The 15829-nt window shown below is 43.0% G+C and carries 10 protein-coding genes and 1 tRNA gene; 1 reads left to right on the plus strand and 10 read right to left on the minus strand.

The genetic code is table 11. From position 1 onward, the window contains the following. Window positions 1-51 precede the first annotated feature (51 nt). From CTER_RS05110 to CTER_RS05130, 5 genes are all read right to left on the minus strand, one after another. On the minus strand, window positions 52-702 hold the full coding sequence (locus tag CTER_RS05110) for a YidC/Oxa1 family membrane protein insertase (protein ID WP_004624064.1): 651 nt from the start codon (window positions 700-702) through the stop codon (window positions 52-54). A 99-nt stretch (window positions 703-801) separates the two neighbouring features. Then, window positions 802-1029: a hypothetical protein gene (locus CTER_RS05115; protein ID WP_004624168.1), complete on the minus strand. Its 228-nt coding sequence runs from the start codon at window positions 1027-1029 to the stop codon at window positions 802-804. A gap of 41 nt (window positions 1030-1070) precedes the next feature. Beyond that, window positions 1071-1865 (minus strand): MBL fold metallo-hydrolase, encoded by a 795-nt coding sequence (locus CTER_RS05120; RefSeq protein ID WP_004624228.1) that lies wholly within the window; start codon window positions 1863-1865, stop codon window positions 1071-1073. A gap of 71 nt (window positions 1866-1936) precedes the next feature. Then, complete coding sequence (gene cobT / locus CTER_RS05125) at window positions 1937-2998, minus strand: nicotinate-nucleotide--dimethylbenzimidazole phosphoribosyltransferase (RefSeq protein WP_004623998.1); 1062 nt, start codon at window positions 2996-2998, stop codon at window positions 1937-1939. Between the two features lie 129 nt (window positions 2999-3127). Then, window positions 3128-3316, minus strand: a complete 189-nt coding sequence (locus CTER_RS05130; RefSeq protein ID WP_004624198.1) for a DUF6954 family protein — start codon at window positions 3314-3316, stop codon at window positions 3128-3130. Window positions 3317-3515: 199 nt separating this feature from the next. On the opposite strand from CTER_RS05130, the gene CTER_RS05135 reads away from it, so the two are divergent. Continuing rightward, window positions 3516-4775 (plus strand): nucleotidyltransferase, encoded by a 1260-nt coding sequence (locus tag CTER_RS05135; RefSeq protein WP_004624310.1) that lies wholly within the window; start codon window positions 3516-3518, stop codon window positions 4773-4775. 9 nt (window positions 4776-4784) lie between these two features. Here CTER_RS05135 and CTER_RS05140 read toward each other — a convergent pair whose 3' ends face one another. The 5 genes from CTER_RS05140 to addB form a co-directional block, all read right to left on the minus strand. Continuing rightward, on the minus strand, window positions 4785-6452 hold the full coding sequence (locus CTER_RS05140; RefSeq protein WP_004624124.1) for a ribonuclease J: 1668 nt from the start codon (window positions 6450-6452) through the stop codon (window positions 4785-4787). A gap of 48 nt (window positions 6453-6500) precedes the next feature. Beyond that, window positions 6501-7682, minus strand: a complete 1182-nt coding sequence (locus CTER_RS05145; RefSeq protein ID WP_004624206.1) for a glycosyltransferase family 4 protein — start codon at window positions 7680-7682, stop codon at window positions 6501-6503. A gap of 558 nt (window positions 7683-8240) precedes the next feature. Continuing rightward, window positions 8241-8314: transfer RNA gene (locus tag CTER_RS05155), tRNA-Gln, on the minus strand. A 193-nt stretch (window positions 8315-8507) separates the two neighbouring features. Continuing rightward, window positions 8508-12293 (minus strand): helicase-exonuclease AddAB subunit AddA, encoded by a 3786-nt coding sequence (gene addA / locus CTER_RS05160; RefSeq protein ID WP_004624143.1) that lies wholly within the window; start codon window positions 12291-12293, stop codon window positions 8508-8510. A 91-nt stretch (window positions 12294-12384) separates the two neighbouring features. Beyond that, window positions 12385-15828 carry a helicase-exonuclease AddAB subunit AddB gene (addB, locus tag CTER_RS05165; protein ID WP_004624268.1) on the minus strand — a complete coding sequence of 1148 codons (3444 nt, stop codon included), beginning with the start codon at window positions 15826-15828 and terminating at the stop codon, window positions 12385-12387. Window position 15829 lies beyond the last annotated feature (1 nt).

Genomic DNA, 15829 nt, shown 5'->3' on the forward strand with positions numbered 1-15829 from the left:
GCATAGGCTTCAGGGCTTTTGACTTAATTGATTTCATATTCCATCATTTTTCTATTTCTGAGCAACTGCTGCTACCGGTTTATGGAGCCTGTTGTACAAAACCAGCTCTATAGTACTGAAAAGTCCTGAGCTTATCCAATAAATTCCCAAAGTTACAGGAGCCTTTATAAAAAACAGCATGCTCAGTCCGCCCATAAACAGTAATTGAGGCCAGCGCAAACCATTCTGCCGGGCTTCTTTGACCGGTACATGCGCAGTAATGATACCGGGAAGCAATTGAATCAAAACAGCTATAAAAGGAATTATATGATAAGCATCCGGAAGTTTTAAATTACTTATCCAAGGAACTATAATACTGCCAACTTCAGCAGGCATTTGTGAAAATACCCTGTACAGGCTGTACATAATTGGTATCTGCAATAACGTGACAAGACATCCCAGCATACTTTTCATACTTTCGGAAGAGAGCTTTGCCATTTCCTGCTGTTGCTTGTCTTTATCATTTTCATGCTTTAGCTTTATTTCTTCCATCCTTTTGGAAAGCTCCTGCTGTTCCGTCAGACTCCTTTTCTGCCTGAGAGATAACGGCAGCAGGCAAAATCTGATAAGCATGGTTGCCAGGATTATTACTACTCCCCAATCTCCGACAATTGAATATAACCAATTTATAATAAAATTAAACACATCAAAAATAATGCCCATGATATCTCCATTTCTGAAATCTTCAGCAATTTAAATACTGAAAACTTCTCCTCAAAATAAAATTAATAGATTGATCTTATGGAATATTCGAGCATCTTTTCAACTGAACCTGTACTTCCTCCAGATTTCAAACTTATGATAGCAGTTATAATTTACTACAGAAAGTTTCCTGAAATATAAAACAACAGTGTAGATACTATAATTAATATTTGTTTCCGACAGGAATGCCCTTACATTTCTGAAACTGTGAACAAAACCATATGCCAGAAAAAACGTCACAAATATAAATATAAGCATTTGTAATACCTGTATCAGCTCTATCTGCATGGTTTGTTCACCTCCTGTTATCCTTTTGATCCAACTTTCCTTTACTTATTAAACTTCCTTATTTTATCCGGTGCGTAAACAACCTCACAGCCATTGCGGTTGTATATCATGCCGCTTGCCACAGGATTGTTGTACGGTTCGCCCGTTGCTCCGCCTATTAAATCCGACAGAGTCATTTTCAATTCATCTACGAAAGCAAGCGGTAACGGTTCCATGCTGTGACCGTTGCAAATGATATCAAAATCCTTCAGGTACCGGTCGGTACTGTTCAATACTTCAAGATATTCTTCAAGAGTGCTTGATTCGGCCAGCTGCATCCAGATATGATTGTTAAGTCCGTCTCCCGAAAAAAGTATGCGGTGTTTTCTGTCCAGCAGGCCGATGCTGCCGGGTGTATGACCTTTCAATGAAATTACTTCCAGTTGGACATCACCCAGGTCAACAATATCTCCCACCGATATAAAGTCTATTTCAGGCTTTGCTTCAAGCCATTTGTCCAATTCCTCGGATGACAGGTTGTATTCCCCTGCCAAAATTTTTCCGATCTGAGGTTTCCTAATATCACAATGTCTTTCAAAGACAGGCATTTCATCCTTATGCATAAGCACCCTGTCAAAATAATGTCCTCCAAATGCATGGTCATTATGCCCATGTGTAAATACTACTGCAGTTACCGGCTTATCGGTTATTTCCTCAACCTTGCTTTTCAAATTTAAAAGGCCGTAACCGGTATCTATGACCAGTGTCGAGGTTTTACTCTCAACAACATAAATATTTGTATTCTTGTCCCTGATCAGGGTAACCTCCGGCATAATTTCAACAGTTTCATATTTCATACGTTAATCCCCCCATATTTACGTTATATTATACCACTTGTTTATGGGTATTCAAGCATAAAGCATATGCCTTATTCCTGAGGAACATACTGTTCAATGCTTGCATCCTCAAAACTGCCCATCTGATTGTATGCGGCCAGGGCGGCATCAACAAGCTGGAGTCCCAGGGCAGCTCCGGTTCCCTCACCCAATCTCATTCCAAGATTCAGCATGGGTTCCAGGTCAAGTGCCTCCATTACCGCAGAAAAGCCCTGTTCTGCCGACCCATGGGACGGAAGCATGTAATCCTTTGCCGCCGGATGTATCCTAAATGCAGCCAGAGCTGCTGCGGCTGAAATAAAACCGTCGATTACCGCAGGGATTTTGTATATGGCAGCACCCAGAAAACAGCCTGCAAGGCCGGCAATATCAAACCCCCCTACTTTTGCAAGCACATCCACCGGATCTGTCAGCTGAGGCTCATTTATTTCAATTGCCCTTCTGATGACCCGGATCTTGTTTAAATATGCTTCTTTTGATAAACCCGAACCCAGGCCTGCCAGGTCATCAACGGGTATTCCCGTCAATACCGCTGAAATCGCACAGCTGGTGGAAGTGTTGCCTATTCCCATTTCACCTGTTGCAAATATATGTATTCCGGCTTCTTTAAGCTCCCTGACAACCTCAATTCCGGTAAGAATTCCTTTAACTGCCTCCTCACGGGTCATTGCCGGTCCGTCTGCCATATTCCACGTACCTTTTCTTATTTTCCGGTCTATAATCCCCGGAAACTTCAAATCTGCATCAACACCTATATCAACAATTTTCAGAGAGGCATTGACAAGTCTTGAAAATACATTTATTCCTGTGATACCACGTATAAAATTACAGGTTACCGAAGCAGTCACGCTTTTGGGACAGGAGCTGACATTCTCCTCAACCACGCCGTTATCCGCGCACATTATTACAACTGCCCTTTTATCCGCTCTGGGATCAGGAGTACCGTTTATGCCGGCCAGCCTTACCACAATATCCTCAAGCCTTCCAAGACTGCCCAACGGCTTTGTGCGGTTGTCCCATCTGATTTGTGCGGCCCTCATTGCCGCCTGATCAAGGGGAGTTATTTTTTGTAATCCAAATATATCATTTTCCATATTGACCTCACATATATCAATAGTAAATGCCCATAACCAATAATACAGTAATATCCCGTATCTCTTTATAATTTAACACATTTTCATCCGATTGGACCTGTATTTCAAATAATATTTTTAAAAATCAAATTACTTTTGCCGGTTCTTTCTCGCATAACCCAGTGTAATCCAGCCTAACAGCAGATATATCAGGATTACTACCACCAGGGTCAAAATCCTCTCATTCAGAGACCCGTCGGCAAGCAGGACAGGCCCCAGCCCAAAGAATGTAACAAGTATAAATACAGCTCCCATAAAAATATAAAATACAGTTTTCACGGCATTTACCTCCCCTTTTTATTTTATCTTTATACTGCCCATAAAGGTACTTTTATATAATTTCTGCCTTTTTTTTATCAATTATATCTGTATAATAAGGATATATGAACTGTAATTTTAAAAATTTCGCTGGGTGAATACGGTAAGGTTGACCTGGAGGACAATCCAGGAGTTTGACTTGCCGCTGATTGGAGAATAGATGAAGGTTCTTGGCATAGTTGTTGAATACAATCCTTTTCATAACGGACATATATATCATATAGAGAAATCAAGGGAAATTACAGGCAGTGATGCTGTCATATGTGTCATGAGCGGAAACTTCATTCAAAGGGGTGAGCCCGCCCTGTTGAATAAATTTGCCCGGGCAGAAACCGCTCTGCACTGCGGAGCCGACCTTGTTATCGAGCTGCCCCATCCCTATGCCATGTCAAGTGCCGAAGCTTTTGCCTTCGGAGCAGTAAAAATTCTTGACGGCATCGGTATTGCGGACTGTATTTCCTTTGGCAGCGAACATGGAAATGTTGAGACTCTGGACTTTATTGCCGGAATACTGGCAGCCGAACCTGAAGAGTACAGGCTGGAGCTGAAAAAACAGCTGGATATGGGTCTGGCCTTCCCGGTCTGCAGACAAAATGCACTAAAGAAATATCTGCACGACACTGCTTTTCCCGATTTATCAGAATTGCTTGAAACTTCCAATAATATATTGGGTATAGAATATCTAAAAGCCTTGAAAAAGCTCAATAGCTCCATCAAACCGTATACTGTTGCAAGGATTTCAAACAGCTATAATTCCACCGAGCTTACCGGACCGGTGTCCAGTGCTACGGCAATAAGAAACAGTATTTCCGGCAGCAACGGCTGGCACAATATATCCCCGGAAACGGTACAGGCCCTGCCGCCTTTTTCACAGGCGGTGCTGGAACGGGAGTTTTCTTCCGGCAGGGGCCCCAACAGTATAAAAATGTTTGAGGATATAATATTCAGCCTGATCAGACGTATGAGCCCAGGACAGATGAGAGAATTTCCCGACGTATCGGAGGGCCTGGAATACAGGATCAAAAGTGCCGGTGAAAACACCGGTTCTATTGAGGAATTGATAGACAGCATATGTACAAAAAGGTATGCTAAAACCCGGATTCAACGAATCCTGTTTTCCATGCTGACCGGACTTACAAAAGCTGAAACAGAGCTGTTCATGCAGTACGGCGGCCCTCAATACGCCAGAATTCTGGGCTTCAACAATACCGGCCGCCGGCTTCTTTCCATGATGAAAAAGAAATCCTCTCTGCCTGTAATTGTGAAGACCGCCGACTTTAAAAACTCATGCAACAAGCTTCTTGCAAGGATGCTTGAAATTGAAGCCTTCTCAACAGACATGTATGTTCTGGGATATAAAAATCCGGCCTTTAGAAAGGCCGGACAGGAGTTTACACAAAATATTACGGTAGTTAAGTAAAGCTTTCATTTATATCTCCATTATTATAGGAAGTATCATAGGTTTGCGCTTTGTCTTTTCATAGATGCAGTCCTTAAGTGCTTCACGGATGGCGGTTTTTCTTATTGACCAGTCTCCGTGATTTTTTCCGTCGCACTTGTAAACAGCCTTTTTGGCGATTTCCTTAAGCTGCTCCATAAGGTCTTCGGATTCGCGGACATACACGAAGCCTCTCGAAATTATATCAGGACCGGCAACAACATTTCCTGTGTCACCTTCGATTGTTATTACCACTACAATCAAACCATCCTGTGACAGGTGCTTTCTGTCCCTCAAAACGACATTTCCAACGTCACCGACTCCCAAACCATCCACAAGAACCTTGCCGGCTGTCACACTGCCGTTGATTTTGGCAGAATCTCCGGTAAGCTCAAGTACTTTTCCTATATCCAGAATAAAGATGTCATCCTTGTTCATACCCATTTTGACGGCCAGATCGGCATGCTGTCTCAAATGTCTGTGCTCACCGTGCACCGGCATAAAGAATTTCGGTTTTACCAGGCAGTGTATGAGTTTGATCTCCTCCTGGCAGGCGTGTCCCGAAACGTGGGTATCGGCCAGAGCTTCATATATGACATTTGCACCTTTCTTGAAAAGCTCGTTTATAACTCTTGAAATGAGTTTTTCATTTCCGGGAATAGGTGAAGCTGAGATTATAACAGTATCGCCCGGAACAATTTCCACCTTCTTGTGCTCTGAAAAAGTTATCCTTGTCAACGCAGACATGGGTTCTCCCTGACTGCCTGTGGTGATTATGACAAGTTTATCCTGGGGCACCTTATCCATGTTTTCCATATCGACAAGCACACCTTCGGGAACATTCAAATAGCCCAGTTCCATTGCTACATTAACCACATTTATCATACTTCTGCCGATAACGGTTACTTTTCTGCCGAATTTCACAGCAGCATTAAATATTTGCTGCACTCTGTGCACATTGGATGCAAAGGTGGCGACAAGAATCCTGCTTCTGCAGTTCATGAAAATCTCGTTAAAGGTTTCACCCACAGTACGTTCCGACATGGTGTAGCCTTCCTTTTCAACATTGGTGCTGTCACACATAAGAAGCAAAACACCTTTTTTGCCCAGTTCGGCCAGTCTGGCCAAATCCATAGGCGCTCCCTCAATAGGAGTGTAGTCGATTTTAAAATCACCTGTGTGAACAATGGTTCCAACGGGTGAAAAAATTGCCAGAGAAACCGAATCTGCAATACTGTGCGTTGCTCTGATAAATTCCACCTTGAAAGCACCAAGTTCAATTGTCTGTCCGGGATTGACAGTCTGCAGATGTACAGCATCAATAAGACCGTGTTCCTCCAGTTTATATTTCACAAGCCCCAGAGTTAATTTTGTTCCATATACCGGAACATTAAGCTCTCTCAAAACATAGGGAAGAGCGCCGATATGATCTTCATGCCCATGAGTGAGCACTATTGCTCTTACCTTTTCCTTATTTTTAATCAAATAACTTACATCCGGTATAACTAAGTCTATTCCAAGCATTTCATCTTCGGGAAATGAAAGTCCGCAGTCAACTACGACAATATCATCACCGTATTCGAAAGCTGTAATATTTTTACCTATCTCCTGCAAACCACCCAGTGGTATCACTTTTAATTTCTTTTTACTTTTTGACACAATTAATCCTCCAATTTAAGTGTATAAATTAATCTTTAATATAGGATTTCATCCTCGGCCTTTATATTGTGAGATAACTTGCTTATACTCATCCAGTATGGTATCGGTAATATTATCCCAGTTATAAAGCCTATGTACTTTTTTTAATGCATTATTTTTAATTCTTTCCGTCAAGCCATTATTTTTCAGCAGCTCCAATATGCAATCTGCAAGGGAATTGGAATTTCCACTGTAAAACTTCATTCCATCCTCCCTGTGATCAACTATCTCGCTTAGTCCTCCAACATCTGATACAACAACAGGAATGCCTGCTACCATTCCTTCCAGTGCAACAATGCCAAAAGGTTCATACGTGCTTGGAAATACAGCTATATCGGAACATTTATAAAGCTTTAACAATACCTCCTCACTTACGAAGCCTGTAAAATACACCTTGTGGGTAATATTCAGCTCTTCGCTTAATTCAGTCAGATTATTTAAACACGGTCCTTTGCCCGCAATTACAAACTTTACATCATTATAATTTTTTAAAATCTCCGGTATGGCATTTAATAAAACATGTACTCCCTTTTCATTCACTAGTCTTCCCACAAAAAAAACAATTTTTTCATTACCGGCAGCATAATTTTGTCTGAAAACAGGGTCGGCCGCCATGTTGTCAAACTTTTTCAGATCAATGCCATTATTGATAATCCTGAGCTTTTTATTGTCGGTATTAAATACGTTCACCAGTTCTTTCCACATATAATTGCTGTTTACGATTATCCTGTCGGATTCGTTAATCAGCCAGCTTTCCACACTATTTATTGTTCTCTGCATATCATTATGTATTCCGCAATTTCTTCCATACTCGGTAGCGTGGATAGTTGTAATAAGCGGAAGACAAAAAGATTTTTTCAGAATTCTCGCTGCATAGGCTATAAGCCAGTCATGCCCATGTATTATATCAAATTTCGTATTTTTAACAAGGTCTACTGCATATTCAACCATGGCAAAGTTGAGCTGCATTACCCATTCTACAAAATTATTTGAAGCATTGTTATAGACATGCACTCTATGTACAGTCACAAATTTATCCAGCTCATGCTCTGCCGTTCCCGGTTCCCAACAGGTGATAACATGAACTTCATTGCCGCATCTGCCCAAGTTCTGAGCCAACTCATAAACTACCCGGGAAATTCCGCCTATTATTCTTGGAGGATACTCCCAAGACAGCATCAAAATTCTCATAACCTTCCTCAATTTCACCGACGAGTAGTTTTTTGAAAATCAACCTTTTCAATTATACATAATATTACAATTGCTTTTATTATTCTATCATACCAAATTTATTTTTTCAAAAAACATTTAAACCCTGTTCATATATTATTCATTTACCAATTATTTACCCAGTCTAAACACCATAACCGGAATATTCTTCACTATTGCCCGGATATGCAATTCAATAAACCGGTGCGACACTATACGTTTCTCTATTTACAGCATATTCCAGTAATTACAAATTATAAACCCGCGTATTCTATTCCCCGCCATTATCAAATACATATTGACACAAAATGTATTTGATTTTATAATAATACTACTATTAATGACGATCTCTTTTGTTTTACCCGGACGATTAAACGAAAAAGATATGTAAGGGGCAGAAGTTTTTACTTCTGCTTTTTGCATTGTATCGGAAATTTTTTCATCTATATACCCATCAACCCGGTAATTCCATAAACCATTATATTCATATTTCAAAATTACATAAAAAAAGTATTTCAATTTTAAAATTGAAATACTTTTTGGCTGCGGGTTAAGGATTTGAACCCTAACAAACTGAGCCAGAGTCAGTCGTGCTGCCGTTACACAAACCCGCAACGTTTTCAACAAGGAGTATTTTAGCACGGCCCAATTATTATGTCAATACATTTTTAACAATATTATTTTTATTCGTAAAATCAAATTTTAAATTCCACTTTTTTTATGCTATTTTTTCATTGCTTACCCTGTTCATTTTTTTTCGATCCCGGGGTAAATATGTTATCCCGATGTCTTAACGGGCAAAACTGCCTATATTTCTACAAGCTCACCTGTTGAGAACAGGTATATGTAGCGTTGGGCGACTTTTAAGCCCGTAAGTTTTTCCAGGGCTCTCGAATAATAGGACAGCTGAACTTCATATCTGGCTTTGACTTTTTCGGCATTGCCCGCTTCCATGTAGTCTGTCTTGTAATCTATGAGCACAAGCTTATCCGACTCTTCAAAGTAACAGTCAATAACTCCCTGCAGCAGTATTGTTACATCAGGGTCGACCTGTACGTCGGGGTTTTCGTATAGTTCTGCAAAGGGCAGTTCAAGATTGAAGGGCACCTCTCTATAAACCTTTTCTGCCGCCGTCACCCTCCTGCCGATATCAGAATTTATAAACCGCCTGATCTTATTTATATCAATAATTTCCGCCTGCTGCAAAGTTATCAGTTCCCTGCTGACCATTTCCGAGAGCTGGCCCTCTATATCCCCATCGGCAAAGTCAATATGCTGCATGACAAAGTGCGTGACAGTGCCCTTTTCAGCAGAAGAGAGTCCCTTTCTTTCCTGCAGAAAGGCCGGTTTTTTTATACCTGTGGTTTTTAGTATACTTGAATCCTCACCCTCGTCGTTTATATTGAAGTATCTTTTTAGTTCGGTAACAGACAGTTTGGAAGGTATGCCTGTCATTGTGATATAGGGATACTTCCAGGAAAGCCGTCTTTTAATCTCTTCTGTCATATTGCGGTCAAAATCCTGCTTCTTTTCAAGCCATTCCATAATATCAACCCGGTCCTTATCTTCGGTATCAAGTTTGCCGGTGATGGAAATGTCTTCGCTCTTCCATAGAGAAACCTTCCATAGGGCTTCTCCCTCAATTTGGGGAAGTTGGGCATCATTCCCCGTCCCTGCCGCAAAACGAAGATTGAGTGCATTTTCATGCCTCATAACGGCCGGACATATCCAGTCAAGATAATTTTGCGCTCTGACCATCTCATGAGCAGGAAATTTGGGCTGCTGACTGCCGGCTATTGAAAGCCATTTGGCAGCGGCCTTTTCCAGATTGCCCACCGCTCCTGTCAGGATCAGTTTTTCTCTCGCTCTGGTAAGGGCTACATACAATATGCGCATTTCCTCCGACAGGGTTTCCATTCTAATCTTCTGAGCTATGGAAAGCTTTGGCACCGACGGGTATCTGATTCTCTTTCTATGGTCGACAAAGTCAGGCCCGAAACCCAGTTCCTGATGAAGCAGTATTCCCTTGTACATGTCCTGGAAATTGAACTTTTTTCCGCAGCCGCTGACAAAGACCACCGGAAACTCCAGGCCTTTGCTTTTATGTATGCTCATGAGCCTGACCACATTGTCATTTTCACCGAGTACTTTGGCACTCCCCATGTCTCCCCGGCCGGTTTTAAGCTTGTCAATAAAGTTTATAAAGTTGAACAGACCCTTGTAGCTGGTTTTCTCAAACTGGAGAGCACGTTCGAACAGCACCCTGAGATTGGCCTGCTTCCGCTCACCGTCCCGCATGGCTCCAACAATGCTGAAGTAGCCGGTATCACTGTAAAGCTGCCAGATGAGCTTGTGAGTGGACATATACATGGACATGGCTCTCCACTGTTCAAGGCGGCCGATAAAAGCTCCTGCTTTCAGACCGGCTCCGGCCGGGTTTTCCGCCAAAAGCTTAAGCGCATCAAACAGGGCGGCTTTCCTGTCTGCCAATCTCAATTCTGCCAGATCGTCAGTACTGAAATTTGCTATGGGGGACCTGAGAACAGATAAAAGCGGAATATCCTGGTAAGGGTTATCTATTATTTGGAGCAGCGACAGGACTACCTGTACTTCAGGGGTTTTGAAAAAACCGCTCCCCGTATCGGCAAAGGCAGGGATTCCAAAGCCTGCAAGCTCCTCACAAAACACTTCTGTCCAATTCTTTGTAGTTCTCAGCAGGATGACTATATCCCTGAACTGCAATTCCCTGTATCGGTTTGCTTTTTTGTCAAAGATGCAGAATCTTTTACCCTCCCTGTCAGTCTGCAGCAGTTGGGCAATTCTGCCTGCCACCATGCGTGCCTCCTTTTGAAGGTTGTCCAGTATTTCTTCCTCTTCCTGCGGTTCGGCCTCCTCCTCGTCTTCTTCGTTTTCACCTTCGGCACTCGGGGCGGCTGCAGTTTCCATAAGCAGCAGTTCCATATCCCCGCCCACAATACATTCTGCTTCATTATTTTCAGGAAAACCTGCACCGGGATTCAATCTTTCAGCTTCGTCATAATCAAGTTCTCCCACGCTTTCAGACATTATCTGCTCAAATATGTAATTTACCCCGTCCACTACTTCTTTTCTGCTCCTGAAGTTTTTAAAAAGCAGGATCTTTCTGTACAAACCCTCGGACTGATCCGAATAGCTGTTGTATTTGTTCATGAACAATTCCGGCCTGGCCTGCCTGAACCTGTATATACTCTGCTTAACGTCACCCACCATGAAAACATTCGGTCTGCCTCTGTCTTCTCTGGAAATCATACCGATTATTATCTCCTGGACAAGATTACTGTCCTGGTATTCATCCACAAGTATTTCCGAGAATTTGTCCTTATAGGCGGCTGCAACGGCTGAAGGGCGGATTTGTCCCTCTTCATCCGTCTCAGAGAGAATTTTAAGGCAGAAATGCTCCAGATCGTTGAAATCTACCGCAGCTTTCAGCTGCTTTTTCCCTGAATATCTGCTTCCAAACTCAATTACCAGCCGTGATGCACATTTTAGCAGGGGATACATTGCTCTGAGGTCGGAAATAATTTCTTCCGATTTCTGAAAGAAAACTTCTTCCCTAAGATTTTTTATACAGGCTTTCAATTCATCCCTGACCTGTTTGACCTGCTCCTGTACCGGCTTGTCGGCATCCTTGCCGCAGTTGGGCAGTCTGCCGAAATCAAAATTCCCGAGATAACAATAGATTTCATCCCACTTGGCAGACTGTATATGTTCACCGCCTTCATGTACCGGTTCAGGCTGTTTTCGGCCTTGTATGAGGTCTATCAGTTCTGAAAGCATGCTCAGATCCTCCTGGAATACCGGCAGGTATTTATCCAGTCCCACTGCATATTTCAGCTTGCTGCAAGCGGCTTCAACAATACCCTGTAAGCCTTTCAGACTCAGCTCGGCCGACTGTATGATTACCCTTCCCCATTCCGTACTTCCAAAGTCTCCTCCCAAATCAGGAGCAAATTTTTCAGCCTGGTCTGTGAGCCATTGCTCGGGCCAGGGATAACTCTGTACAAAACCGTATATATTCATTATCATTTCCTGCAGCTTCTGATCATCACGGTTTGTACCATAGGACTCCAGTAAATCAAAGAAATCCTGATTTTTTTCCTCATCTTCATATATTTCTTCAAAGAGCTCATTTATAGTTTCCAGCTTCATCAGTGAAGCTTCTGTTTCATCAAGTATTCTGAAATTGGGATCTATATCCAGGCTCTGAAAATTGTTTCTGATGACCTCCAGGCAGAAGGAGTGTATGGTAGTGATGGATGCCTTGTTCAACAGTGCCAGCTGCCTCTGAATGCTTCTGGAAGCTTTCTTTTCCTCTATGGCCCTTGATATTGCCGCTGCGATTCTCTCTCTCATCTCAGTGGCGGCAGCATTGGTAAAAGTCACTACCAGCAGAGAATCTATATCAATGGGCTCTTTTTCATCCATGATTTTTTGTATTATTCTCTCAACAAGAACTGCTGTTTTTCCGGCACCGGCTGCTGCTGCCACCAGTAAATTGCAGTCCTTTTCGGATATGGCAGCCTGCTGCTCCCTTGTCCACATGGTTTCAGCCATATTAACCTCCATGAGTCGCATAGCGACCACAAAATGTAATGAAATCTCCTCACTCCTCATCTGCTATAAGGCTAATAAAGAGGTTCAGTATTTAATGCTGCTCCAGCGTATCGTACATCAGCTTCCAGACGTCGTCGTTTCCTCTGTCATGCAGCAGCCTGAAGCTGTTCTCGTATTGAGTAAGGTCGAACTGGCATATTGAAGAGTAGCTGCAGTATTGACAGGAGGTAATTTTTTTCTTTTTATAGGGTTTAATAGGTACATTTCCCTTCATGATCTCTGCACACAAATCCTTCAGCAGTTTTTTTACATAGCCCTTCAAAACCGTAAACTGCTCCAACGTGGCCACCGAGGACTTTCCCAGAGTTTCACCCTTGTTGATCCTGGCAGGAATTATCATGGAACTGCCCTCCATATCATTATCCATATGTCTTATAAGCTGAACATCCGCAAGCAGAAGGCCCTTCATTTTCAGCTTTTTCATGATGGCAGCTTCGATCTCTTCTGCAGTGGCAGTTCCGGAGCTCTTGACGATGGGGTCGTCCACCCTGAAATACAGCATCCCTCCCGGATACACAGCGCTGTCATTCTCCCTGCCCGGGTTCTCCCACAGTGCATCCATATATGTAATCAGCTGCATCTGCAAACCGTAATACACATCACTTAGCCGGAAATCCTTCTGCCCCGATTTGTAGTCCACAATCCTCAGATAGGTTCCGTCACTTGTTTTCAAGGCATCGACCCTGTCGATCCTTCCCACCAGGGTTATCTTCTCTCCCGAATCCAGTTCTATGACAATGGGAGGGAACTTGCCGCCTTCCCCAAAGTCCATTTCATAACCGACAGGCTCAAAGCTGCTCCTCCTGATATGCTCTGCGATAAGCCATACCGCTCTTGTAACTACTCTTTTAAGCCTTACGGTCAGAGCCCTGAACCTCTTCGAACCGCCTAAAATGGTATTTTTCATACCCTCAAGCAGGTTGTCTACTATTATTGATACCTGTTGGGCGCACCACTCTCTTTCAATAGCCCGCCAGGAAATTTCCTGCTCCTCCACCATTTTTGAAAACCGTTCAATTACCGAATGCATAAAGGTCCCCACATCGGGCGGGCTCAACTGGTATATCTTGCGTTCCCGCGCTCCCAGGCCATACTGTACGTAATACGCAAAGGGACAGGAGGTATATTTCTCAAGTCTGGATACACTGGAGTATGCATTGGCTCCGTACAACTGGCGTATTTTTTCCCTGCTTACCGGGAGCGCAATATTTTTGTATTTAAACGCATCCCCCATCAGTTCGCATTTCAGCTTCCATTCGGGCTGCGCCGAATACCACTCATAAACTCTCTGCCAGAGCGGACTTATCTCGGCACCGTTATTCCTTTCCCTCAAAGCCAGTACCAGCCTGTTGAAGACCGGCAGAGGCGAGGATATGAGCTGTACGTATTCCTCGTTATTTGCAGGCTTAAGCAGGTTGCTTTTACAGGCAACCTGAGGGAAAAGCTTCTTTATTCTCGAAATGATGATTGACGGCCTCATGGTTTTTCCTTCATGATCCGCTATGGGCCAGCTCACACGCAAGTATTTTTTCGGTGTTGTCAAAGCCCTGTAGATCAGGTTCTGCTCGTCAAACACCTGGGTTTTTGTGTCGCTGGCCAGTTCCATGCCTCTGCTGTTGAGCACCAGCCTGTCGGCATCTGTAAGAATCCCCTCTTTCATGCCTGCCGAAGGGAAAACTCCGTCATTTGTGCCCAATATGTAGAGTGCCTTGACCTCATGGCTTTTTGAGTGTTCAACACTCCCTACCAGCACCTGGTCCAGGGATACGGGTATTGAGGATATCTTATACTCTGCCAAACCTATCTTGAGGATATTTGTAAACCGCTCAACTCCGATGGCTTCCTCCCCCAGCACCTCCACCACCTGGTCAAAAACCTCCATAAGTATATTCCAGACCTGCTCATATTCAGAGGCAAGCCGTAATTTTCCGGTTTTGTTAAACAGGTCTATATATTCTTCAATTCTGCCGTCAATACCCAGCTCCACAAGGTATTCATACAGGCAGCCGCAAAAATCCGCGGCTCTTTTTCTGCCTTTTGTTTTTTCTCTGAAACGGACAAGCGGCTCACAAATCATTTTACGTGTTTCATTGATTTCATAGAGCTGTTCTTCAATTGAAGAATCCGTTCTGTCATCTGGGACCAGTTCAGGATTCATAGTCCACCCAGCTGCTTGAGTCCATCTGCTTCCCCTGATGCCGCAGGCCAGAACATAATTTTCCAGCTTGTCTATCCTTGATTTGTCAAAATCGAGAAGCCCCGATTTCAAGTACCTGAAAACCGACTCATAGGACCAGTTTTCAATAAATATCTCCAGCATTGACAAAACAAGCTTTATGAGCGGGTGGTCGGATATCTCGGCTTTTGAATCTATAAAGCAGGGTATGCCGTACTCCTCAAAAATCACTTCCATCAATTCCTGATATCCGGCGAGATTTCTTGTAACTACGGCTATGTCCTTATATCTCAGGCCCTTGTCCCTGCACTGCCTGATAATATCTGACGCGCATTCCTCTATTTCGGTATATATGTTAACCGCTTCAAACAGCTCTATATCCGAAGTCTGTTTTGCATAGACATCATATGGATATGTAAAATAATTTTTCTCCAGAGCCACCAGTTCCACACTGTCCTTGAACCTTGGAGGCACTTTGCCGCAGCAGCCCACAGGAGGCAGTACATCAACCAGATTTGTCCCGGCAAAGCTTACGAACTTTTTATAGGCTTTTTTTGTTGAATAAAATACATCCGAAAGGTCGGAGGCCTCATCCTCCAAAACATCGGTACACACAGTTATGTATACCATATCGGCCCTGGTCATCAGCTTGGAAATGACCTCGAACTCCTGTGGAGTAAAGCCTGAAAAGCCGTCTATCCATATCTCGGCATTATCATACATCCTGGTATCGTCCAGCTTCATGGCCAGGAGTGTCAGCTCGTCATCAGCATCCCTGTACCGGGCATTAAGCATCTCTTCAAATTTTGAATATATGAGTTTTATTTCGTATAATTTTTCACGGAGGTAGGAATTTCCATCAAAATTTTCAAGAATATTTTCAAGATCACCGGGTTGGACATTATATCTTTTTAATTCTGTTATCAGTCCCGAAACAGTATTGACAAAGCCCTGACACCCTGCCGATTTATGAAAGACAGCAAAGTCCTCCTTCATTCTATCAAGTATATTGTACAATATCATGCATTTACCGGCAGGATGAACGTGGGGGTAGGTTATTCCTCCCACTTCGTTCAAAACACGGTAGGCCATTCTCCTGAAACTTAAGACCTCAGTCTTCAATATTCCGCCTGTTTCCAAAACCTTAATCAGGTCATACTCGGCCTGAAAGGTATATTGCTCAGGTACGAGCAGAACAAGCTTTTTGGAGTTATCCTCAAGTATTTTGGCTTTTATCTGCTTCAAGCAATGAAAGGATTTTCCAGAGCCAGCCCGTCCATAAATAAATTGAAGGCTCATA

It is taken from the genome of Ruminiclostridium cellobioparum subsp. termitidis CT1112, assembly GCF_000350485.1.
GTDB classification, from domain to species: Bacteria; Bacillota; Clostridia; order Acetivibrionales; family DSM-1351; genus Ruminiclostridium; species Ruminiclostridium termitidis.

Excerpts from the sequence above, each read along its gene's own strand:
- cobT (WP_004623998.1), bottom strand. The coding sequence starts at position 2,998 with ATGGAAAATGATATATTTGGATTACAAAAAATAACTCCCCTTGATCAG.
- CTER_RS05110 (WP_004624064.1), bottom strand. The coding sequence starts at position 702 with ATGGGCATTATTTTTGATGTGTTTAATTTTATTATAAATTGGTTATAT.
- addA (WP_004624143.1), bottom strand. The coding sequence starts at position 12,293 with ATGGCTGAAACCATGTGGACAAGGGAGCAGCAGGCTGCCATATCCGAA.
- CTER_RS05120 (WP_004624228.1), bottom strand. The coding sequence starts at position 1,865 with ATGAAATATGAAACTGTTGAAATTATGCCGGAGGTTACCCTGATCAGG.
- CTER_RS05145 (WP_004624206.1), bottom strand. The coding sequence starts at position 7,682 with ATGAGAATTTTGATGCTGTCTTGGGAGTATCCTCCAAGAATAATAGGC.
- CTER_RS05115 (WP_004624168.1), bottom strand. The coding sequence starts at position 1,029 with ATGCAGATAGAGCTGATACAGGTATTACAAATGCTTATATTTATATTT.
- addB (WP_004624268.1), bottom strand. The coding sequence starts at position 15,828 with ATGAGCCTTCAATTTATTTATGGACGGGCTGGCTCTGGAAAATCCTTT.
- CTER_RS05135 (WP_004624310.1), top strand. The coding sequence starts at position 3,516 with ATGAAGGTTCTTGGCATAGTTGTTGAATACAATCCTTTTCATAACGGA.